The sequence below is a fragment of the Corynebacterium sp. KPL2825 genome (assembly GCF_037908445.1).
GTDB classification, from domain to species: domain Bacteria; phylum Actinomycetota; class Actinomycetes; order Mycobacteriales; family Mycobacteriaceae; genus Corynebacterium; species Corynebacterium kefirresidentii.
Map to the genome: position 1 here is coordinate 134363 of NZ_JBBMGI010000001.1, position 20979 is coordinate 155341.

Annotated in this window: 18 protein-coding genes and 1 pseudogene; 8 read left to right on the top strand and 11 right to left on the bottom strand. The window is 59.2% G+C overall.

Annotation, left to right across the window (positions count from 1 at the left end; translation table 11 throughout):
- Window positions 1–160: 160 nt before the first annotated feature.
- From WMQ00_RS00735 to WMQ00_RS00745, 3 genes are read right to left on the bottom strand one after another with little or no spacing between them, the layout of a single operon-like run.
- Window positions 161–1399 carry a hypothetical protein gene (locus WMQ00_RS00735; protein ID WP_239208257.1) on the bottom strand — a complete coding sequence of 413 codons (1239 nt, stop codon included), beginning with the start codon at window positions 1397–1399 and terminating at the stop codon, window positions 161–163.
- A 51-nt stretch (window positions 1400–1450) separates the two neighbouring features.
- The gene (locus WMQ00_RS00740; protein ID WP_200288198.1) at window positions 1451–2389 is read right to left on the bottom strand and encodes a C40 family peptidase; all 939 of its coding nucleotides are present in this window, start codon (window positions 2387–2389) and stop codon (window positions 1451–1453) included.
- Window positions 2390–2668 (bottom strand): hypothetical protein, encoded by a 279-nt coding sequence (locus WMQ00_RS00745; RefSeq protein ID WP_049383645.1) that lies wholly within the window; start codon window positions 2666–2668, stop codon window positions 2390–2392.
- Window positions 2669–2725: 57 nt separating this feature from the next.
- Between WMQ00_RS00745 and upp the strand changes: the two genes are divergently transcribed.
- The 4 genes from upp to WMQ00_RS00765 all read left to right on the top strand — a co-directional run bounded on the left by upp (window position 2726) and on the right by WMQ00_RS00765 (window position 6565).
- The gene (upp, locus tag WMQ00_RS00750) at window positions 2726–3361 is read left to right on the top strand and encodes a uracil phosphoribosyltransferase (RefSeq protein ID WP_034656252.1); all 636 of its coding nucleotides are present in this window, start codon (window positions 2726–2728) and stop codon (window positions 3359–3361) included.
- A gap of 47 nt (window positions 3362–3408) precedes the next feature.
- Window positions 3409–3783 (top strand): helix-turn-helix domain-containing protein, encoded by a 375-nt coding sequence (locus WMQ00_RS00755; RefSeq protein WP_200288196.1) that lies wholly within the window; start codon window positions 3409–3411, stop codon window positions 3781–3783.
- A 93-nt stretch (window positions 3784–3876) separates the two neighbouring features.
- Window positions 3877–5067 carry a M20 family metallopeptidase gene (locus WMQ00_RS00760; protein WP_340440569.1) on the top strand — a complete coding sequence of 397 codons (1191 nt, stop codon included), beginning with the start codon at window positions 3877–3879 and terminating at the stop codon, window positions 5065–5067.
- A gap of 70 nt (window positions 5068–5137) precedes the next feature.
- Entirely contained in the window at window positions 5138–6565 is a 1428-nt protein-coding gene (locus tag WMQ00_RS00765) for an NAD(P)H-quinone dehydrogenase (protein WP_340440570.1), read from the top strand.
- Between the two features lie 72 nt (window positions 6566–6637).
- Here WMQ00_RS00765 and WMQ00_RS00770 read toward each other — a convergent pair whose 3' ends face one another.
- Window positions 6638–7951: a short-chain fatty acyl-CoA regulator family protein gene (locus tag WMQ00_RS00770; protein ID WP_340440571.1), complete on the bottom strand. Its 1314-nt coding sequence runs from the start codon at window positions 7949–7951 to the stop codon at window positions 6638–6640.
- Window positions 7952–8118: 167 nt separating this feature from the next.
- Between WMQ00_RS00770 and prpD the strand changes: the two genes are divergently transcribed.
- From prpD to WMQ00_RS00785, 3 genes are read left to right on the top strand one after another with little or no spacing between them, the layout of a single operon-like run.
- A complete protein-coding gene (prpD, locus tag WMQ00_RS00775) occupies window positions 8119–9630 on the top strand; it encodes a 2-methylcitrate dehydratase PrpD (RefSeq protein ID WP_340440572.1) in 1512 nt (503 codons plus the stop codon).
- Entirely contained in the window at window positions 9630–10562 is a 933-nt protein-coding gene (gene prpB, locus WMQ00_RS00780; RefSeq protein WP_340440573.1) for a methylisocitrate lyase, read from the top strand. Before prpD ends, prpB begins: the two co-directional genes overlap by 1 nt.
- A 14-nt stretch (window positions 10563–10576) precedes the next feature.
- Window positions 10577–11734, top strand: a complete 1158-nt coding sequence (locus WMQ00_RS00785) for a bifunctional 2-methylcitrate synthase/citrate synthase (protein WP_340440574.1) — start codon at window positions 10577–10579, stop codon at window positions 11732–11734.
- Between the two features lie 89 nt (window positions 11735–11823).
- Here WMQ00_RS00785 and WMQ00_RS00790 read toward each other — a convergent pair whose 3' ends face one another.
- Genes WMQ00_RS00790 through WMQ00_RS00800 form a run of 3 tightly spaced genes read right to left on the bottom strand, consistent with a single transcriptional unit; the run spans window position 11824 to window position 13719 of the window.
- The gene (locus WMQ00_RS00790; RefSeq protein ID WP_023020682.1) at window positions 11824–12507 is read right to left on the bottom strand and encodes a hypothetical protein; all 684 of its coding nucleotides are present in this window, start codon (window positions 12505–12507) and stop codon (window positions 11824–11826) included.
- A gap of 2 nt (window positions 12508–12509) precedes the next feature.
- A complete protein-coding gene (locus tag WMQ00_RS00795; protein WP_340440575.1) occupies window positions 12510–13364 on the bottom strand; it encodes an ATP-binding cassette domain-containing protein in 855 nt (284 codons plus the stop codon).
- A complete protein-coding gene (locus WMQ00_RS00800; protein WP_049359605.1) occupies window positions 13351–13719 on the bottom strand; it encodes a GntR family transcriptional regulator in 369 nt (122 codons plus the stop codon). The genes WMQ00_RS00795 and WMQ00_RS00800 overlap by 14 nt, the downstream gene beginning before the upstream one ends.
- A gap of 377 nt (window positions 13720–14096) precedes the next feature.
- Here WMQ00_RS00800 and WMQ00_RS00805 point away from each other — a divergent pair, with 377 nt between their 5' ends.
- Entirely contained in the window at window positions 14097–17528 is a 3432-nt protein-coding gene (locus tag WMQ00_RS00805; protein WP_340440576.1) for a pyruvate carboxylase, read from the top strand.
- Window positions 17529–17781: 253 nt separating this feature from the next.
- Here WMQ00_RS00805 and WMQ00_RS00810 read toward each other — a convergent pair.
- From WMQ00_RS00810 to WMQ00_RS00825, 4 genes and pseudogenes are all read right to left on the bottom strand, one after another.
- Window positions 17782–18828 (bottom strand): annotated as a pseudogene (locus WMQ00_RS00810) (DUF1648 domain-containing protein); the annotation flags it as partial.
- A complete protein-coding gene (locus WMQ00_RS00815; RefSeq protein WP_340440578.1) occupies window positions 18825–19202 on the bottom strand; it encodes a GntR family transcriptional regulator in 378 nt (125 codons plus the stop codon). The gene WMQ00_RS00815 and the pseudogene WMQ00_RS00810, both read right to left, overlap by 4 nt.
- Before the next feature lie 140 nt (window positions 19203–19342).
- The gene (locus WMQ00_RS00820; protein ID WP_301732330.1) at window positions 19343–20365 is read right to left on the bottom strand and encodes an ABC transporter permease; all 1023 of its coding nucleotides are present in this window, start codon (window positions 20363–20365) and stop codon (window positions 19343–19345) included.
- Window positions 20362–20943 (bottom strand): ABC transporter ATP-binding protein, encoded by a 582-nt coding sequence (locus tag WMQ00_RS00825; RefSeq protein ID WP_023020689.1) that lies wholly within the window; start codon window positions 20941–20943, stop codon window positions 20362–20364. Before WMQ00_RS00825 ends, WMQ00_RS00820 begins: the two co-directional genes overlap by 4 nt.
- Window positions 20944–20979 lie beyond the last annotated feature (36 nt).

A 20979-nucleotide genomic window follows, 5' to 3' on the forward strand; every position in this document is an offset into this window, starting at 1 on the left:
TACAACACGCACGTGTCGTGGGCGTTGTTTTCGCCAGCCTTGCCGGCGCCGATGATGCCAAGAAAAAGAAGAACGAGGCCACTAAACGCAGAAAGCCGCCCCTTCTCCTCCCATCTGCTGTGCGGTGGGGAAGAAGCAAGGCGGCACAGAACGTGCGGGTTTAGAACTTGGAGAAGCGCTTGATGAGCATGTCTTCCAAGCCCTTCCACGACTCGGCGTGCTCGGTATAAGGCTTGGAGGGGACATAGCCGGCGTGTTCGGTAGAGCCGAGCATGTAGCCCAAGTAGTCCTGCAGGCGGGGGTTGGCCAGCATATAGGAGTTAATGGAATCGTCGCCCGCCCAGTCGGCGGCATCGGCGCATACTTCGTAGCAACGCGCCATCTGATCAGAATCGACGGCCTCTGGGCCCTTTTCGATATCGCGCACAATGCCATTGAAAGAGTACTGGTTATCCGGGTGGACCTGTACCTCCAATTCGCCGGCGTTGGCAGCGGAGACAACCTCTTCCCAGGTGGATACGCGGGCTAGGTCGTGGTCATCGTTGTCCATGATCCAGCGCACCAAGGTCTTCGGGGAATCGAAGGTGAAGATCTCTCCCCACTTGCCCAAGAAAATGGGCTTGCCGTCCAGGTAGGTGCGCAAGGTGTAGACGGACTTGGATTGCGCGGTGATCTTGATGGGATCGATGCCGGCGGCGGCCCACGGGGAATTATCGTACGGGTCGGCTGCCTCGGCGGCGGCCTTGCGCTTTTCCTCGGCTTCCTTGGCCGCAGCGGCGGAGGCGGCGGCAGCAGAAGAGATGCGCTCCTTGGCATCGGAAACCTTGGCCGCGTCAAAGTCATCGGTGGAGACCACGCGAACGTGCTGATCCAGATCCTCGATGACTCCCTTCCAATTGCCGGCGATGACGTGGCCCACGCCGGACCACTCGCTCATGCCCTGCTCGCCGGAGTAGTGGTCGGCGCCGCGGGAGACATTGCGCAGAATGGAGTGGGAAGCGAAGAAGATGGTGGTGTGTTCTGCACCGGCGACGTCAGCAAGCGCGGAGGCAATCTCCAGGTTGCGGGCCACGGTGGACACGTTCTGGTGGCTCGGGCGACCAGCCAGTGCCTCCGGCATGCCGATGAGGTCATACTCATCGCGCCCGGCTGGGGTAACGCGGTCGGCATCGCGGCCGGCAAACTGGTCCCACTGCGGGTGATCCAGCAAATCGTGCTTGGTGCCAGACTCCACGAAGCACAGCAGCTCGGCCGGCGAGTTAAAAGCTAAGACAGCCTCATCATCGCCTAGAAAGGCCTGCCACTCGGAGCCACTTTGGCGCCACTTGGGTGCCCAGAGGGTATAAAAATCGCCCTCGGTTAGCGAGAGCTTTACAGGTACAATTGCGCGGGTGCTCATGGCGTTTTAGTCTACCCAACGCCTCAAGTACCGCGCGAGAGCGCATCGGCCTTAGGCCGTGGGGCGCCAAAATCCTTTGAATTGCATGCCCATATTTGTAGTGCGCAGCGGGTTGGTTTGCACCGGATCTCCAGCCTCTACTATTTCGCCATTGCCGGAATACATGGCTACGTGCCCATCCCAGACCACTAGGTCACCGGGCTGCAATTGATCCGCGCTGACCTGCTGACCGATGGCTTGCTGGTCCGCAGTGCGCGGTAACTCCACCCCGGCCTGGGAGTAGGCCCATTGGGTAAGCCCCGAACAATCAAAGCCGCCGTTTCCGGTACCTCCCCATACATAGGGCTGGCCCACTTGGCTCTTCGCGGCGGCGACGGCAGCTTGTCCCGCGGCAGAACCACCTTCGGCCGCGGGCTCTGGTGCGGGCGAAGGAGAGGGAACCTCGTGTGCCGTGGCGTCGGAGCCAGCGCCTGGGGCAGGTTGTTCCGGAAGGGTAGTGGGATGTGGGGAGCTGGTGGGGTGCGCGGGGGCGTCGGCAAGCGCGGAGTGCACCGGCCGCTGCGCCACCGGTTGTAAAGATTGAGCGGCAGCGCTGAGATCACCCATCAGGCGTTGCACGCGAGCAGTAGCCATGCCCAGGTGCTGGGAGACAAGCGCGCGCAGCTTGGCCATGGCGGCGGCACGCGTGGACGGATCCAGCGAAAGAAGACCCAGCGCGGTGGGAAGTCCCTGGCGCAGCAATTGTGTCGCGATGCCCACCAGATCCCGGATGGTGCCTGTCACTAAGGCGCGGGCCTGGCCGAGCGCAGCCGAGATGGTTTCCTTATCGAGGTCGATGTTTTTGGCTGACTCGAGTAAAGGAGCGGGATTGCCGTGGGCGATGGCTGCCAAAGGCGCGGCGGCGGAAAGGTCCGGCACGCGGGGAAGCTCTACCTCCGGAAGCTGCGCCGGTTGCATAGTGGCGATCTGCTTGAGCGCGGAATCGAGCATCTACATCGCCGCCCCAAGATGCTGGCCTAGCGCGGCATCGGTATCTTCTGCCTCGCGCGACATCTGGAAACCGGAGTGGGCTACCTGCCCCATATCGTTGCGTAGCACGCTCATGCGCGCGCCCACATTATCGAGCGCGGCATGCACGGCCTCATTAAAAGCAGTGAAAGCGGAATCTTCAGGCAAAACGGGATGGGGCGGATTCTCCCCTTGGGACTGGGCATGCAGGTCGCGGGCAAGGTGGCGGGCATAGTCGGTATCGATCGTGAAAGGTCTCATGCCCTATTGGACTGCCCAATGGCCCATTTGGTTCCCAAAAAGTTTAAAGTGGTGGTCATGGACATCCACGTAGTAGACCACCCGCTAGCCGCCGCCCGCCTGACACTCATGCGCGATGCGCGCAGCGATAACTCCGCTTTCCGCGCCGCCCTGAAAGACTTGGGCGCCATGCTCGTGTACGAGGCATCCCGCGATCTTGCCGTGGAGAACTTCGACTGCGCCACCCCGGTTTCTACCGCACAAGGCACCCGCCTGCAGGACCCGCCCATTATCGTGCCGATCATCCGCGCCGGGCTGGGCATGGTGGATCCGGCCCTGTCCATGATTCCGGATGCACAGGTCGGCTTTATCGGCATGGCCCGCAATGAAGAGACACACGAACCGGTGCCGTACTTGGAAGCACTGCCGGAAGATCTCACCGGCCGCACTGTGTTTGTGGTGGATCCGATGCTGGCTACCGGTGGTTCTCTGCTGCACGCATTGCGCCTACTTGCTGACCGCGGCGCCACCGATATCACCGCCATTTGCATGGTCTCGGCACAGCCAGGCGTGGATGCACTGGCCGAATCCGGCCTGCCGGTACGTTTGGTTACCGCCGCCATCGATCCTTCCCTGAATGAAGATGCTTATATCGTGCCGGGATTGGGCGATGCTGGCGACCGCCTCTACGGCCCGCGCAATATCGACCTTTAAGGTAGTGTTCTCCCTGGAAAGGCGACCGCACTTTCCAGGGGGAGTATATGAGTTTCATTCATTTAATGTGGTCGAGTTATGGCCACGGATTTTCACAGCAATTGCGGCGCGTGCGGAAACGTAGGGGGATTTCGCAACAGGCGCTCGCGGAGATTTCTGGGGTCTCCCGCAGCCAAATTTCCAATTTGGAGCGCAATGAAAATGGCGTGCATGCCATGGCCGACCCGCAGCTTTCTACGGTATATAAGCTGGCCCTAGCCCTAGAGATCCCGCCGGCGGTATTGCTGCCAGCCGGCGGAGACGTGGTGGAAGGGCACTTAGCTGATTCCGCGGTGGCGGCCGCCGAGGATGTCGCGCCCTTCCCACAAGGCTATGTGGATCAGCGTCGGTTTGCCGCTACGTGGAATGGAGCTCTGACCTAGCGCACCCCGTATCACCACCTGAGTTACTGAACCGCATGGTCTAGTTGTAGACTTTGCACCCAGACGTATTTCAACGACAGGGAAGGCACGCGGATGATCTCGGAATTCATCAACGAGTGGTTCAATGCCCACCGTGCGGAGGTCATCGCGTGGCGGCGCCATATCCACCGCCACCCGGAAACCGCGAACCAAGAGGTAGAAACCACCAACTTTCTCGCCTCAATCCTGCAGGACTACGGTCTGGTGCCCCAGCGTTTCCCACAGACCGGCCTCATGGTAGACATTGGCCCCGATACGGAATTAGGCCGATTAGCTTTCCGCGCGGATATTGATGCCCTGCCAGTCACCGAGGTCACCGGCCTGGAATATACCTCTGAGGTGCCCGGCAAGATGCATGCTTGCGGCCACGATGTACACACCACCGTGGCGCTCGGCTTGGCCTGCGCGTTGGCGGATTTTCAGCGCGTCCACGACCTGCCGCTGGGTATTCGAGTCATCTTCCAACCCGCCGAAGAAGTATGGGTCGGCGGTGCGACCGACGTTATTGAATGGGGCGCGTTGGAAGGCGTGCATTCCATTTTTGCCATCCACGCCGAGCCCAAGCTGCGCGTGGGGCGCATCGGTATCCGCGCCGGAGCTATCACTTCTGCTACCGACGTCGTGGAGCTAAATATCAAGGGCCCAGGTGGGCATACCTCCCGTCCGCACCTGTCCGCCGACGTCATCTATGCCCTGGGCAAGGTCATCACCGAACTGCCCGCGCTGCTCTCGCGCCGCGTTGACCCGCGCACCGGCACCGTTTTGGTCTTTGGCCAGGTCAACTCGGGGTATGCACCCAATGCCATTCCAGAGACCGGCAGCCTGACTGGCACCATGCGCACGGCCGATATTGGCATCTGGCGCGATATGCAAAGCCTCTTTACCGAACTGGTGGATCAAATCCTCGCGCCGGTAGGCGTAGAACATGAGCTGACCTATAACCGCGGCGTACCACCGGTGCTTAACGACGACGTCGCAACCGCCCTGCTTGCCTCCGCGGCCCAATCCATCGATCCGCAGGCCGTGGTCCAAGCCCCGCAATCCTCCGGTGGCGAGGACTTTTCCTGGTATCTGGAAAAGGTCCCCGGTTCCATGGCGCGGCTGGGCTGCTGGTCCGGCGAAGGCGAACAGCATGACCTGCACATGGGCGATCTCATCGTGGACGAGCGAGCCATCGGCGTGGGCATCAAACTCTTCGGCGCCGTGGTTGAGCAGTTCATAGGGGAGAATGCGGAGACAGACTAACGCGCTTTAAGGTCCCACACGTTAGACTCGTAAGCGACTTTTAAAGTGGAGCCGATAAAGGAGCAAGTGCGTGTTGAACCAGACCAAGCGAATCGTCATCATCGGCGGCGGCCCAGCCGGCTATGAGGCCGCGCTGGCAGGTGCGAAATATGGTGCAGAAATCACCATTATTGAAGACCAAGGCATGGGCGGCAACAGCGTTATCTTGGACTGTGTTCCTTCCAAGTCCTTCATCGCTGGTGCCAATATCAAGACTGACCTGCGCCGCGCCGAAGATATGGAACTTAACCAGGGCATTGGCCAGGCCCACCTTTCCTTGACCGCACTGAATAAGCGCGTGCAGGATCTGGCAAGCAAGCAGTCCGCCGATATCCGCGCCACTGTGGAGTCCCTGGGCGCACGCGTTATCGATGGCCGCGGCTACTTCCCAGAGGATCAGGAAGCCGATGCCTTTGGCGGTCACAAGGTCACCGCCGTCTTTAACGAGGATGGTCACGAAGAAACCATTAACGCAGATCTCGTCTTGGTAGCTACCGGCGCCACCCCGCGCGTGCTACCTGGCGCTCAGCCGGATGGCGAGCGCATCCTTACCTGGCAGCAGGTTTATAACCTCACCGAGCTGCCGGAGCACCTCATCGTCGTCGGTTCCGGCGTCACCGGTGCCGAGTTCGTCTCCGCCTTTGCGGAGCTCGGCGTCAAGGTCACCATGGTTGCCTCCCGCGACCGCATTTTGCCGCATGACGACGCCGACGCGGCCGACGTCCTCGAGACCGTGCTTAGCGAGCGCGGCGTTGAGCTGGAAAAGAATTGCCGCGTGGAAACCGTCAATCGCACCGAGGACGGCAATGTGCTGGTGACCACTCAAGACGGCCGCGAAATTACCGGTTCCCATGTCATCATGTCTATTGGCTCCATCCCGAATACCAAAGACTTGAAGCTGGAGAACGTTGGCGTGGAAACCGCCAAGTCTGGCCACATTCAGGTTGACCGCGTCTCCCGCACTAATATCGCGGGCATCTACGCCGCTGGCGATTGCTCTGACCTCTTCCCGTTGGCTTCCGTTGCTGCAATGCAGGGCCGCGTAGCCATGTATCACGCCCTCGGTGAGGGTGTGTCCCCTCTGCGTCTGAAGACCGTGGCTAACGCCGTCTTTACCCGCCCAGAGATTGCCGCTGTAGGCTTTACCCAGGCAGAAATCGAGGCCGGGGAGGTAGCCGCCCGCACCATCACCATGCCGCTGAATACCAACCCGCGCGCCAAGATGCGCTCGCTCCAGCACGGCTTTGTCAAGCTCTTCTGCCGCGCGACCTCCGGCCGCGTTATCGGTGGCGTCATCGTTGCACCGACCGCCTCCGAGCTCATTCTGCCCATCGCCATGGCCGTGACCAACCAGCTCACCGTAAATCAGCTGGCCGATTCCTTCGCCGTTTACCCGTCTCTGTCCGGCACCATTACCGAGGCCGCGCGACGCCTCGTGGCTCACGACGATCTGGAGTAAAGTTTCTTTCGGTTCCTTTCTTTTGCGCCCGCCTTGGTAACCAGCCTAGGGCGGGCGCTTTTGCATGCGCTGCTAGAAGGTGGAGTAGGAATGCTCGGCGGTGCGATTGAGCGAAACCTGGATGGGGCGATCTGCTTGTGGAAGGGCACGCTGGGGACAATGTTCACGCGGGCACGCGGTGCAACCAGGGCCGATAGGGGTGGCGGCGGATACATCTAGATTAAGAGCATCGGCGTAGACGATGCGGTCGGCCTCAGAGATATCGCAGCCTAAGCCCACGGCGAATTCCTTGCGTGGGGTGCCCCAGGATTTTGCGGTTCCTTGCACAAAGCGGCCTATCCACAGGTAGGCATGGCCATCTGGCATGGCGGCTACCTGGCGAGTGATGCGGTTGGGCGTTTCAAAGGCGCGGTGGACTATCCACAGCGGGCAAGAGCCTCCTGAGCGGGCGAAGTGGAAGGCGGTGGAGGATTGGCGCTTGGAGATATTCCCAGCGCGGTCAGTGCGGATGAAGGAAAAGGGCACGCCGTTAAGGCCTGGGCGCTGGAGAGTAGCCAAGCGTTGCGCGGTGGTTTCGAAACCGGTGCCAAAGTAGTTGCACAAAAGGTCGATATCGTAGCGGGTTTCCTCAGCCATCGAGAGGAACGGTTGATAGGGCATGGTGACCGCAGCAGCGAAGTATTGCGCGAGACCTAAAGTAGCTAGTTCTTGGGCTTCGCCTGCCGGAAGTTCGGAGACGAGGTTATCGCAGACATCGCGGTAGGCAAGCAGGCAATATTGGAGCGCCATTTCAAAGACTAGCTGGGCTTCGGAGAGGCCGTCGCGAAGCGCAAGCTCTCGGGTGTCAGGGTTGAAGCTGCGGCGTGGGCCCGGCCGGGAAAAGCGGACGGTAACGCCAAGGTCCTCGTGCATGCGGGAAGCTAGGCGGCCACGGCGTAGCACCCGGTCACCGAGCTGGCCGGCGAGCTCTTCTGCCAGCACATCGAGCTCGTGAATGTAGTTATGGGCGTCGTAGAAAAAATCTCGCACGAGCTCAAAGGGGGAGCGCTCGCGCGCCGGAGCGCGGGTGGCGACATCGACGAAGCGGGGCATGAGCTCCGGAAAGCGTGAGGCGAGGTCGGCCAGGGAGTCTTCGGTGGCCTCGGGAAAGATTCGGCGCAGGTCGGTAATGGTGCGTGCATCGCGGTCGTTCGCAAAATAGCCGGGGTCTAGGTTAAAACGCTGGGCTAATTGCATAAGCACGGTGACGGTAAGCGGGCGCTGGTCGTTTTCGAGCTGGTTGAGGTAGCTGGTGGACAGCCCTAACTGTTTGGCCATCGCTACCTGTGTGAGTCCCCGTTGCTTGCGCAGTGCATGGATTCGTGCCCCCGCATAATGCTTGGTCATCGGTTGCTGTGCCGCCTTTCGCCGCTATGAGCAGTAGAAACCACAAACTTTGCAGATTTCACTGACTCATTCCGCTAGATTACACACACCATACTTATAGCGCATGGCACATTCAAGCATTTAGTGTGATCTACAACGCATTTACAGAGTGGAGGAGGACCCATCTAGTGAAGAATCACGAGGTAAGAACCCATAAATCCGCCGAGGATTTCCCTTATGAGGAACACTTGGCGTACAAAGTTGCAGAAGTGGCCGCGGATCCCGTAGAGGTTCCCGCCGAGACCACCGACATGATTATCAACCGCATTATCGATAATGCGGCCGTGGCCATGGCTTCCGTGGCGCGCGGTCCCGTAACCTCCGCCCGAGTCATGGCCCAGGCGCACCAGGTAAGTAAGGGAGGGGCCACGGTATTTGGCGTGGATGGTACCTACTCGGCCGAATGGGCCGCGCTTGCCAACGGCACCGCAGTCCGCGAGCTGGATTATCACGATACTTTCCTGGCCGCCGAATACTCGCACCCCGGGGATAATATCCCGCCGCTGCTTGCTACCGCCCAGCATAAGGGGCTTAACGGTCGAGACCTTATCCGGGGCATCGCTACCGGCTATGAAATCCAGGTCAACCTCGTGAAAGGCATGTGCCTGCACGAGCACAAGATTGACCACGTGGCACACCTTGGCCCCTCCGTAGCCGCCGGCATCGGCACCATGCTTGGACTAAATAGGGACACCATCTACCAGGCGGTGGGCCAGGCGCTGCACACCACTACCGCCACCCGGCAATCCCGTAAGGGCCTGATTTCCTCTTGGAAAGCCTACGCCCCAGCCTTCGCGGGAAAGATGGCCATTGAAGCCGTCGACCGGGCGATGCGCGGTGAAGGTGCGCCGGCGCCCATCTGGGAAGGCGAGGATGGATTCATCGCATGGATGCTGCATTCGCCGGAGCGCACCTATACGGTTCCCCTGCCTGAACCTGGCGAGGAAAAGCGTGCCATCTTGGATACCTATACCAAGGAACACTCGGCTGAATACCAGGCCCAAGCGCCCATCGATATGGCCTTTGCGCTAAAGAAAACTCTGGCGGAAAAGGGCCTGAAGACTTTGGACATCGAGTCCATCGTTCTGCACACCTCGCACCATACGCACTATGTCATCGGTACCGGTGCCAACGATCCGCAAAAGATGGATCCCTCCGCTTCTCGCGAGACGCTGGATCACTCCATCATGTACATCTTTGCCGTAGCCCTCGAGGATGGCGAGTGGGACCACGAGGCTTCCTACGCACCCGAGCGCGCCAACCGCCCGGAGACCATCGAGCTGTGGCACAAGATTTCCACTGTCGAAGACCCCGAGTGGACCCACCGCTATCACTCCAACGACCTGTCTGAAAAGGCCTTTGGCGGCAAGGCGGTTATCAACTTCAAAGACGGCACCGTGGTAGAAGATGAGCGCGCAGTTGCAGATGCCCACCCGCTGGGCGCGCGCCCTTTTGCCCGCGAGCAGTACGTAGAGAAATTCACCAAGCTGGCGGCCGGCATCGTGGAGGAGGCCGAACAAGAACGTTTCCTGAATGCCGTACAGAACTTGGAAAACCTCACTGACCTGACCGAACTCAACGTTCGGGTGACTGATGCTCACCTGGCCAGCGCGCCTAAGAAACCGGAAGGAATCTTCTAATGGCAGGACTATTTGGCTCTTTGAAAACTGCCGCGGAAAAGCGCCAGGATTTCCGCGCTCACCTTGAATCCAGCACCATTACCCGTCTGCCGGGCGCGTTCAATCCCCTGACCGCGCGCCTAATCCAGGATATCGGTGGTTTCGGCGGCGTTTATGTCTCCGGTGCGGTGCTGGCTAATGATTTGGGTCTTCCCGATATTGGCCTGACCACCTTGAGCGAGGTGGCGCAGCGCTCCGGGCAGATTGCTCGTGCGACGGATTTGCCCGTGCTTGTCGACGCCGACACTGGCTTCGGCGAACCCATGTCCGCCGCCCGCACCATCGCCGCACTCGAGGACGCTGGTCTTGCTGGCTGCCACCTTGAGGACCAGGTCAACCCGAAGCGCTGCGGGCATCTCGATGGTAAAGAAGTAGTGGATAAAGACATCATGGTCCGCCGCATTAGCGCCGCGGTCAACGAGCGGCGCGACCCGAATTTCATTATCTGCGCCCGCACCGACGCCGCAGGAGTAAACGGCATCGATGATGCCATCGACCGCGCCAAGGCCTACGCCGATGCCGGAGCAGACCTCATCTTTACCGAAGCGTTGTACCGTCCGGAAGACTTTGAGAAATTCCGCGCCGCGGTGGATACCCCACTGCTGGCAAATATGACCGAGTTCGGCAAAACCGAGCTGCTTTCGGCGCAACAGCTAGAAGACCTCGGCTATAACGCGGTTATTTGGCCCGTTTCCTCTTTCCGCGTGGCTATGGGGGCGACCGAAGACTTCCTGCGCGATATGCAAGAAACCGGGATTCAAACCGATTGGCTTGAGCGCATGCAACACCGCTCCCGCCTTTATGAACTGGTGCGCTACGAGGAATACAACGACTTCGATAAATCCGTATTCACCTACTCCAAAGACACCTACCAGCCCACTTTTGAAAGCTAAGGAGATTTCCCACCATGTCTGATAAGAACCACACCCCCGAAATCCGCAAGGGCCTATACGGCGTCGTCGTCGATGAAACTGCCGTTTCCAAGGTCGTTCCTGAAACCAACTCGTTGACCTACCGCGGTTATCCCGTCCAAGAGCTGGCTCGTTACTGCTCCTTTGAGGAAGTGGCCTACCTGCTGTGGAACGGCAAACTACCAGGCCAAGAATCGCTTATTCGATTCTCCGCCCGCGAGAAGGCCCTGCGCCACTTGGAGCGCCACGTCATCGACCTCATCATGTCCATGCCGCTATCGTGCCACCCGATGGATGTACTGCGTACCGCCATTTCCTATATCGGTTCCCAAGACCCAGAAGAATACACCAAGGATTCCGAGCATATCCGCCGCACCGCGCTGGAGCTTATGGCCAAGATTCCCACCATCATTGCGCTTGATATTCGACGTCGCCGCGGCGAAGGCTACATCCAACCCTCCCGCAAGAAGGGCTTTGCGGAGAACTTCCTTTGGATGGTCTTCGGTGATGAGGAAGGCTCCCCAGCTACCAACCGAGCCGATATCGAGGCCTTTGATAAGTCCCTCATCCTCTATGCGGAGCACTCCTTTAACGCCTCCACCTTCGCAGCCCGCGTGGTGACCTCGACCATGTCCGATACTTATTCCGCCATCGTCGCGGCCATCGGCGCGCTCAAGGGGCCCCTGCATGGCGGCGCCAACGAGGCCGTGATGAAAAACTTCCTGGAGATTGCCGATCCTGCCAAGGCAGAAGAGTGGACCAAGAAGAAGCTGGCGAACAAGGAATTGGTCATGGGATTTGGTCACCGTGTCTACAAAAAAGGCGACTCCCGCGTGCCAACAATGGAGGCAGCGTTTAAGGAGCTGGCCGAACAGCACGACCAGACCCAGTGGGTTGAGATGTATGACATCATGGCCAAGACGATGGAGGAAAACACCTCCATCAAGATCAAACCGAACCTCGACTTCCCGGCTGGACCTGCCTATCACATCCTGGGCTTTGACATTGAATTCTTCACGCCAATCTTTGTCATGGCCCGCATTACCGGCTGGACTGCGCACATCGTAGAGCAGAACGAGAATAACTCGCTTATCCGTCCGCTTTCCGCCTATAACGGCGAGGAGCAGCGTTCGGTTCCACCGAAGTCCTTCTAAAACGTGTCAGCTCCCCCAGACTCCGGCACCGTCAAGTTGGCCGGAGCGGGGGGAGCCGACATTTCTGTCGTGGTTTTTCTGCAGTCGGGCTATGGCTGGATACGCCGCGCCAGGATGTGAATTGCTGCGGTGCAGATAAGGACAGCTAAACCAGCGAAGAAAAACATGCCGGGCCATGGGGCGCCGATTTCTACAGCTCCAAATGATTCAGCGAGAGTAATCACGATGCCATCCGCTAGGAATAAGCCGATGATGATGCCGGCGATTAGCAGGAGCCGAACGAATAGGGAGCTTTGGTTTGCGCTACTTACTACCACACCGATGAGTGCGCCAATGTATCCGGTTATGAGGTGACCACAGGCGAAGCTACCGAAGGTTGCCGCGTAGCAAAACGGAAGGCTGGCTTCTACTGCGCCGGGGGTGATTGCCCACGAAGAATTCGCGTACGCACCCGATTGCAGCGCGATGTAGTAAGCGGTCCAGGCGACGGCTCCAAAAATGAGCGCGGCTAGCCACAGTGTCGCGTGCATGCTGCTAAGCCATTGCCGGGGTCGCATCCCCAGGCCACGCAAGGAACGGTATTCGGTTGCGGCGAAGGCGCAGTAGAGACCCCATATAAAGACTGCGAAGATTCCCCAGCCAGTCGGATTGGCACCGATGGCAGAGGGATCGCTGGGGACGGCATACGGGAGAACCCACAGCAAAATGACGATGATGCTAATAACGATGAGCGCTTTGGTGGCGTTGAGGTTGAAGGACTTCAATAGCTTCATGACTAGGACTCCTCTTGTGATGTGCGGGTGGATTCATGGGCGCGGGAGACAAGGGAATCAATGAGTTGACCATCGTCGAGGTAGGAAACAGTGACGTGGGCGGCGGCTGCGGTATCAGCTGGAAACGGTACTGGGGACCAGGCATGAACCTTGGCGGTGGAGCCGAGGGAGGATTGGTGGAGGGGGAGGGCGTCGGCAAGCGCGAGTGCTTGCTCAACGTTCTTTGCGCTGCCTGTGAGCACGGGGTAATGCGGCCGCTGAGATTCAAGATCTGTGGGCTTATTGACTGTGCCTTCCTGCACGGTAATGACCTGGTCAACCAAACCTACGAGGTCTTCCGCTCGGTGGGAAGAAAGTACGAGCAGCCAATCCGGGGTGGCCGCGGCATGGGCGATGATGAGCTCTCGCAGGCGCGTCCGCGTCGGTGCGTCTAGGCCATTGAAAGGCTCATCGAGGAGGGCAACCGGAGTGCGCGCTGCCAGGGCAGTGGCACAGGCAACTAGCTGGCGCTGACCGGTGCTTAAAGAACGGTTCTTGTAGCGCTTATCGACGCCCAAACTATCCAAAAGCTCCTCCGCATACCCCACGTCGAATCTTTCGCGGACGTGCTCTGCGGCCCGCAGGTGTTGGGCCACAGTAGAACCGGAAAGCAAGATATCGGCGCCGGTGCGCGCGATCGCCACCAGTGGGGTATCGATGCTGCCCTTGGTAGGCAGGAACCCCGCTACCGTGCGCAAAAGCGTGGTCTTGCCGGCGCCATTGGGCCCGATCAATCCGTACATGCCGGAGTTGAGATCGAGATGCGGCACGTGCAGGCGGTGCTTGCAGGTGACGTTTTTCAACTTAAGGTGCGTCATGATGGTCTCCTTCGGCTTCGATGAGGTCGGCGATGTCGCTGGCGCTTAATCCCAATGCGGCCCCTTCTTTCAGGAGGGGAACGATGAAGTCTTCCCTAAGTGATTCTTGGCGTTGATGGCGAACCTTCTCGCGAGCGCCTTCGCGTACAAACATGCCCAAGCCGCGGCGCTTTTCCAGCAGCCCTTCCTCGAAGAGGACGGTGAGCGCCTTGGCAGAGGTGGTCGGGTTGACGGAGTGGAATGCGGAAAGCTCGTTGGTGCTGGGGGCGCGTTCGCCCTCTGGCAGTTCGCCACTGATGATCATGTCCCTAATCCCTCCTGCCAGTTGCTGGTAAATAGGCCGGGTGTCACTCATCCTGCGGCCCCTCTGATTCGTGGCATATGATTCCCTTTCCGGTGTATGGGTTAACCATTTATGTGGGTAACCATATAACGAAAGGTGCCCGCGGTCAACGGTAGGAGTGATATGGGGTGGAGCTGCGGTGTAAAAGCGGGTGTCCCCGCTGTGTAAGTTGTTGAATTAAAAATTTGCAACATTTACAGAATCGCCAACCTTGTTATTACTGGTCGACCTGTAGAAATGTCCGCAAGGTGGCTCCGTGGCTGGTAAGTGTGGCGAATTCGGCGTTAAAAAGGGCAGACATTTGAGGAGTGGCCCTCTAGACTGAGATGCGGATCACCCAACAGGAGGCGTTGCATCGCGGCGTCTTCCGAGCTGAAAGGAACACAGAAGTGGCTAATCCCGCGCTTCCATCGTTCAAAAAGATTCTGGTAGCCAACCGCGGCGAAATCGCCGTGCGTGCATTTCGCGCTGCCTTTGAAACTGGGGCAAAGACCGTAGCGGTCTACCCTCGTGAAGACCGTAACTCCTTCCATCGTGCGTTTGCGGATGAGGCCGTCCGTATTGGTACCGAGGGGCAGCCGGTAAAGGCTTATCTCGATATCGATGAAATCATTCGCGCCGCGAAGAAAGCGGAAGCGGATGCTATTTACCCCGGCTACGGTTTCCTTTCGGAGCGGGCGGATCTTGCTCGTGCCTGTGAGGACAATGGAATTAAGTTCATTGGCCCGACCCCCTCCACGCTGGATTTGACTGGTGATAAGGCTGCAGCGGTAAGCGCCGCGAAGGAAGCTGGGCTGCCGACGTTGCAGGATTCAGAACCATCGACGGACGTCGATAAGCTGGTGGAATACTCCAAGGATTTCAATTTCCCCGTATTCGTTAAGGCCGTTGCCGGTGGCGGCGGGCGCGGAATGCGCTTCGTAGAATCCGAAGATCAGCTGCGCGAGAAGGCTGCCGAGGCCTCCCGCGAAGCGGAAGCCGCATTCGGCGATGGCAGCGTCTACCTTGAAACCGCAGTAATCAAGCCACAGCACATCGAGGTGCAGATTCTGGCTGATAGCCAAGGCAACGTTATTCACCTCTTTGAGCGTGACTGCTCCGTCCAGCGCCGCCACCAGAAGGTAGTGGAAATCGCCCCAGCGCCGACGTTAGACCCAGAGCTGCGTGACCGCATCTGCCAAGATGCGGTAAAGTTCTGCGAACACATCAACTATGAGGGTGCAGGTACCGTGGAATTCCTCGTGGATGAGCGCGGCAACCACGTCTTTATCGAGATGAACCCGCGTGTGCAGGTGGAGCACACCGTGACCGAGGAAATCACCGGCGTCGACATCGTGAAGGCCCAGATGAATATCGCGGCCGGTGCCTCGCTGGAGGATATTCACCTCGCCCAAGACAAGATTTCCATCACCGGGTCTGCCCTTCAGTGCCGCATTACCACTGAAGATCCGAATAATGGTTTCCGCCCGGATACCGGTACGCTGACCGCGTATCGTTCGCCGGGCGGCGCTGGCGTGCGTTTGGACGGTGCAACCTCTGTGGGTGCAGAAGTATCGCCGAACTTTGACTCTTTGCTGGTAAAGATGACCTGCCGCGGCGTCAATTTCGAGCAGGCCGTGCAGCGCGCCCAACGCGCGCTCAACGAGTTCCACGTCTCCGGTGTGGCCACCAATATCGGCTTTTTGCGCGCCCTGCTGCGCGAGCCGGACTTCACTCAGACCCGTGTGGACACTGGCTTTATCAACGCGCACCCGCACCTGCTCAAGGCGCCGCCCGCCGTCGATGAGTCTGGTCGAATCCTCGAGTACATTGCGGAGACCACCGTTAATAAACCCAACGGCAAGCGCCCGACGGCGCTGCGTCCCTTTGACAAGCTCCCCGAGCTGGACTCTTCTGAGCCGCTACCGCGCGGTTCCCGCGATGATCTGCTCGAGTTTGGTCCACAGAAGTGGGCAGAAAAGATCCGTAAGCAGCACGCACTCATGGTTACGGACACCACCTTCCGTGACGCCCACCAGTCCCTGCTGGCCACCCGCGTGCGTAGTACCGCCTTGGTTTCTGCGGCCGAGGCCGTTGCGCGCATGACTCCGAATCTCTTCTCCGTGGAGGCATGGGGTGGTGCTACCTATGACGTCGCCATGCGCTTCCTCCACGAGGACCCCTGGGTGCGTCTAGACATGCTGCGCGAGGCTATGCCGAACCAAAATATCCAGATGCTCCTGCGCGGCCGCAATACCGTGGGCTATACCCCATACCCGGATTCGGTCTGCCGCGGTTTCGTCCAAGAAGCAGCCAAGTCCGGCGTAGACGTCTTCCGTATCTTTGATGCTCTTAACGACGTCTCCCAGATGCGCCCCGCCATCGATGCCGTCCTCGAGACCAATACCACCGTTGCTGAGGTGGCCATGGCGTACTCCGGCGACCTTTCCTCACCGAAGGAGAACCTGTACACGCTGGATTACTACCTCAAGCTGGCCGAGCAGATTGTGGAGTCCGGCGCCCATATCCTCGCCATCAAGGATATGGCGGGTCTGCTTCGCCCAGAGGCTGCTTCCAAGCTGGTCATGGCGCTGCGCAAGGAATTCGATCTGCCGGTGCACGTGCACACGCACGATACCGCCGGTGGACAGATGGCCACTTACTATGCGGCTGCGCTCTCTGGTGCCGACATTGTCGACGGCGCCTCCGCGCCGCTGGCAGGAACCACCTCGCAGCCATCGCTGTCGGCGCTTATTGCGGCCTTCTCCCAATCCAAGCGCGACACCGGCATCGACCTGCAGGCAGTTTCCGATCTCGAGCCGTACTGGGAGGCCGTGCGCCAGCTCTACGCTCCGTTTGAGAACGGCATCCCTGGCCCGACCGGTCGCGTGTACAAACACGAGATTCCAGGCGGTCAGCTCTCCAACCTGCGTGCCCAAGCCGTTGCTCTTGGCTTGGCGGATCGCTTCGAGGTCATCGAGGACACCTATGCAGCGGTCAATGAGATGCTGGGGCGTCCGACCAAGGTCACCCCATCTTCCAAGGTCGTGGGCGATCTTGCCCTGCACCTTGTTGGCGCGGGCGTAGATCCTGCAGACTTCGCCGCTAACCCGACGAAGTTTGATATTCCGGACTCGGTTAACCAGTTCCTCCGCGGACAGCTCGGTACCCCTCCTGGTGGTTGGCCGGAACTGCGCGATAAGGTGCTCGACGGTCGCGAGGCGACCGGCGCCCAAATCAGCGAAGTTCCTGCTGAGGAGCAGCCGCACCTCGAGTCCGATAATTCGGATGAACGCCGTGCCAGCTTGAACCGCCTGCTCTTTCCCAAGCAGTTCGAGGAGTTCAACGAGTTCCGCCGTAAGTACGGCAATACCGAGGCGCTGACGGATACCACCTTCTTCTACGGTCTGACTGAAGGCGAAGAAAAGGTAGTCCACTACTTCCCAGAAGGCTCCACCGATCGCGCCGATCTCAAGCAGGTCGTGGTGCGTCTCGACGCCGTGGGTGAGCCGGATGAAAAGGGCATGCGTAACGTCGTGCTCAATGTCAACGGTCAGATTCGCCCGATGAAGGTTCGCGACGAAAACGCCGAGTCCACCGTCGCCACCGTAGAAAAGGCTGACCCTTCCAACGAGGGACATGTCGCCGCACCATTCGCCGGCGTGGTCAATCCCACCGCCAAGCCTGGCGACGAGGTGAAGGCCGGCGACCAAATTGCCGTCATTGAGGCAATGAAGATGGAAGCTTCCATCTCCGCCACTAAGGATGGCGTGGTCGAACGCGTGGCCATCGGCCAGGCCACCAAGGTTGAAGGCGGCGACCTCATTGCTGTAATCAACTAGTCTGCACACTCAAGCGCCCCGCTTCCCTCGATTTATCTCGAGGCAGCGGGGCGCCTTGGTGTCTAGCAGCGGTAGAAATCAACGATTTCGCCCATCCAAATGACCAGATCCGTCGACGAAATCCTTGCTTTAGATGGACGAAATCGTTGATTCGCGATGATAGCGGAGGTTTGCCTTAGCCAAGGAGGACGGGCAATGCTAACGAGCCGACCAGGATGAGTATCACGAGGCCGAAAAAGACCTTGGCCTGCCACCGGGCATAATTAAACGACATTCCCGTACCGAAGCGCTTATCTACCAGTACCGCTGGGTCATCCGGGTTGTAATACATTACGCCCCATTTATAGAGGTGGTCATTGTCCGGTGATTCTTTGTCTTCATCGGAAAAGGGAATGCCGCGCAATTGCTCGGATAACCGGGATTGCTTGTAGAGAAGAAATACAACTAGACCGATGCTGCCACCAATGGCGAGAATCAACATTGTGATGATCGCGGCGCTGTGGAAGCGTTGATAGTGCGGGATAGGGCCGGTTACCTGTATGAAGGCCATCCCGGCGCTGATGAGCAGAGTAAGTACTCCCATTCCGGTGTTCGTGACAGCGAGGTTGGCTTCGTTACGCAGCCGCGCTTTAATGCTGCGCTCAGAGCGTGGGGACACCTCACTATGCGCGATAAAAGAGCAGATAATGGCAAATAGGCAGAGCTCGCCTAGAGCCACGAATGAGGAGAAAAACACGCTCCCGATTGATTTGTCGCTCCAATTGTCGGCTTCCATGGAGCCATTCCAATGCACGGGAACGGGGTCCGGAATGGCGGACCAGTGGGAAGCGACGATGATTGCACCGGCCGCGATGCACAACAGGGAAGAGAGCATGGTTACCCATGGAAAAGTCGGCGTAGGGAAGCCGTCGAAGTTGGGCGTGCCAATGGATTTGTGGGAAACACGGGCAGCGATGGTGGTTTCCACCTCGTCGAACCAGCCGCCCGCTTTTTTAGCGGCGATGATGCGGCGGCGCTGGGATAGATAAGCCCACATGCCACCGAGCGCTACCACGAGGGAAGGTACGGCGGCTAATAGCGGTAGTTTCCAGGCAAAGAGGGACAGGACCGTCGCCGCAATGCCACAGGTCCACGTTCGTACCTTGAATCCGGCAAGGGCGGAGGTAACGGCAGGATCGGAAAGATAAGCCTTGGGTACGCGGACGCCGAGCGGTGTGCCAGGTGAGGCCAGGGAGGGCGTTTGGGCCATAATCCAAGTGATAGCAAGGGTGGTGGCGGCCATTAAAAGTGTGAAAATCATGGTGATACTTCCAGGTCATTAAGGGTGGAGCTGAGTCGAGCGTGGAGCTCATCTGGGCTAAAGCCTTGGGCGCGGGCGAGTGCGACTACGCGGCTTAATTGCTCATTCAGTTGTTTTTCTTGTGAGGCGGTGCGAGAACCAGGCCTGACGATGGATCCGGACCGGCCGGCGGTTTTTACGAGGCCATCGGAAACCAAGAGGTCGTAGGCCTTCTTCACGGTGGCGGGGTTAATGCCTATATCCTTGGCAACGCGGCGGACGGGATCTAGCTTGTCGCCATCGGAAAGTTGTCCGCGAGCGATAGCCACGACGATTTCATCGTGAATTTGTTGAAATACGGGGACGTCAGATTCGGGGTTGAGGTTAATAAACATGTGTCACCTCCAATCTCTTTTGTATCACTTACAGTAACACAATCTGTATTGCTTAGTGTAATACAAAATAAGATCACAAAGAAACCCCAGGTATGTGTGACTTAAAGCAGTGATATACCTGGGGCGTTGAGGCGAGGAGACTAGAGGAAAAGGGCTACTGCGATGGCAGCAATACCGTAGCTCCCGCGCATGAAGTAACCGAAGACCTCGGGAGAGAAGGAGGCGCCGAAGCCGCCGGTATCGATGATATTCATGGTGGTCACACGTGCGGGGCGGGAACGTTTAAAGGCGGCGTAGGTAAGCCCTAAACAACACGCTGCGAGCGTGATCAAAGACAGCTTCCACACCAAGGCGATGAAGGTGGTGCCAAGAACTGCGGCACCTGCGGAAGCAGCCAAGGGTAGCCCCCAGTCGGGCCAGGTGCCGTCGGTGATGCGGCCAAAGGATGCAGCGCGGCCGGTGGCGGCGCCGACAATTGACCATGCGGCAGCGAATCCTATGAGCGCCAAGCTGCCGAGTTGTGGGGCAAGCGCTAGGGTCAGCCCCATGACGGCGACCGCACCGAGGGGGATGTACCACCGGCGATACAGGCGCCGAGCAAAGAGGAGACTGAGCGAAGCCGTGGTATGCGAGCGCGGGCGCAGGCGCGCGGATTGGGAGGCGATGGCATCGGCAGAAACCTCAGAATCCAGTAGCCCAAAGGAGGACGAGCCGATGGCACGGGTACGGCCCGCGTGAAGGAGCGAGGCGAGATCGAAGGACCGCCAGCCGATGACAAACCGCAGCAGGGGTAGGGTTATCGCCGCATAGAGCGGAAGATGCAGTGACGTGCACAGGGCGAGGCCAAGGAGGCTTACGCCGGCGAGCTGCGCAATAGACAGCTTATCGACGCCTCCCATGCGCCCCCGCGGCCTATCCGCATAGACCCAACGCCCGAGCGAAAGGCTGCGCAGCGGATAGAGCGCCTCGAGGAGAACGATGAGGGCGATCGAGCCGAGCCCGGCGCCAATGGTCGCGGTTGCGGGCAGAGCAGCGGCCGTGCGCTGTGTTAGCGAGGGCAGAAGCGCTGCAGCATTGTGCCAGGCGTAGACGCTGACGCTCGCGATAAGTGCCGCGATGAAAGTGTAATAGATGGCTGAGGAGGCTGTGGAGAGAAGTTTCATGAAATCTCCACCACCTCGTCGCAGGCATCGAAGATGGCTGGAGAATGGGAAGCAAGTACAACACAGCGGCCATCGGCTGCGAGGTGGCGTAGCTCCTCGGCCAAAAAGTCGATCCAGGTGTGGTCGAGGTGGCGTTCGGGCTCGTCGATAAGCAGGGCTTTGGCCGGCTGATAGAGCTGGGCTGCGAGGTAGACGCGCTGGCGCTGGCCCGAGGAAAGATCGCTGACCGCAGAATTCAGGATGGCTTGGTCGAGGGCCCAGAGCTCATGGATCTCGGTAAAGTCCACGCCGGTCCGGCGGGATAGCACACTAAAGTGCTCACCCACGGTGAGGTCGGGGAGAAAGACTGGGTCCCCGACGGAGATGACGGAACCGGCCGCCGCAGCGCTACCGGGCGCGGCACCGTCGATGAAAACGGTGCCATTTAGTGGGGCAATCTCGCCGCTCAACGTCTGCAGCAGCGTAGATTTACCCGCACCATTCGGGCCTTTCAGGCCGTATACGCGACCGACATCAAAGCTGCGATTTAGGTGCCCCAAGGCGGCGGAATGTCCGTAGTCTGCATCTATTGTCAACATTGTTGCCAGGCTAGCAGACAGGCGGCTGGACCCTGG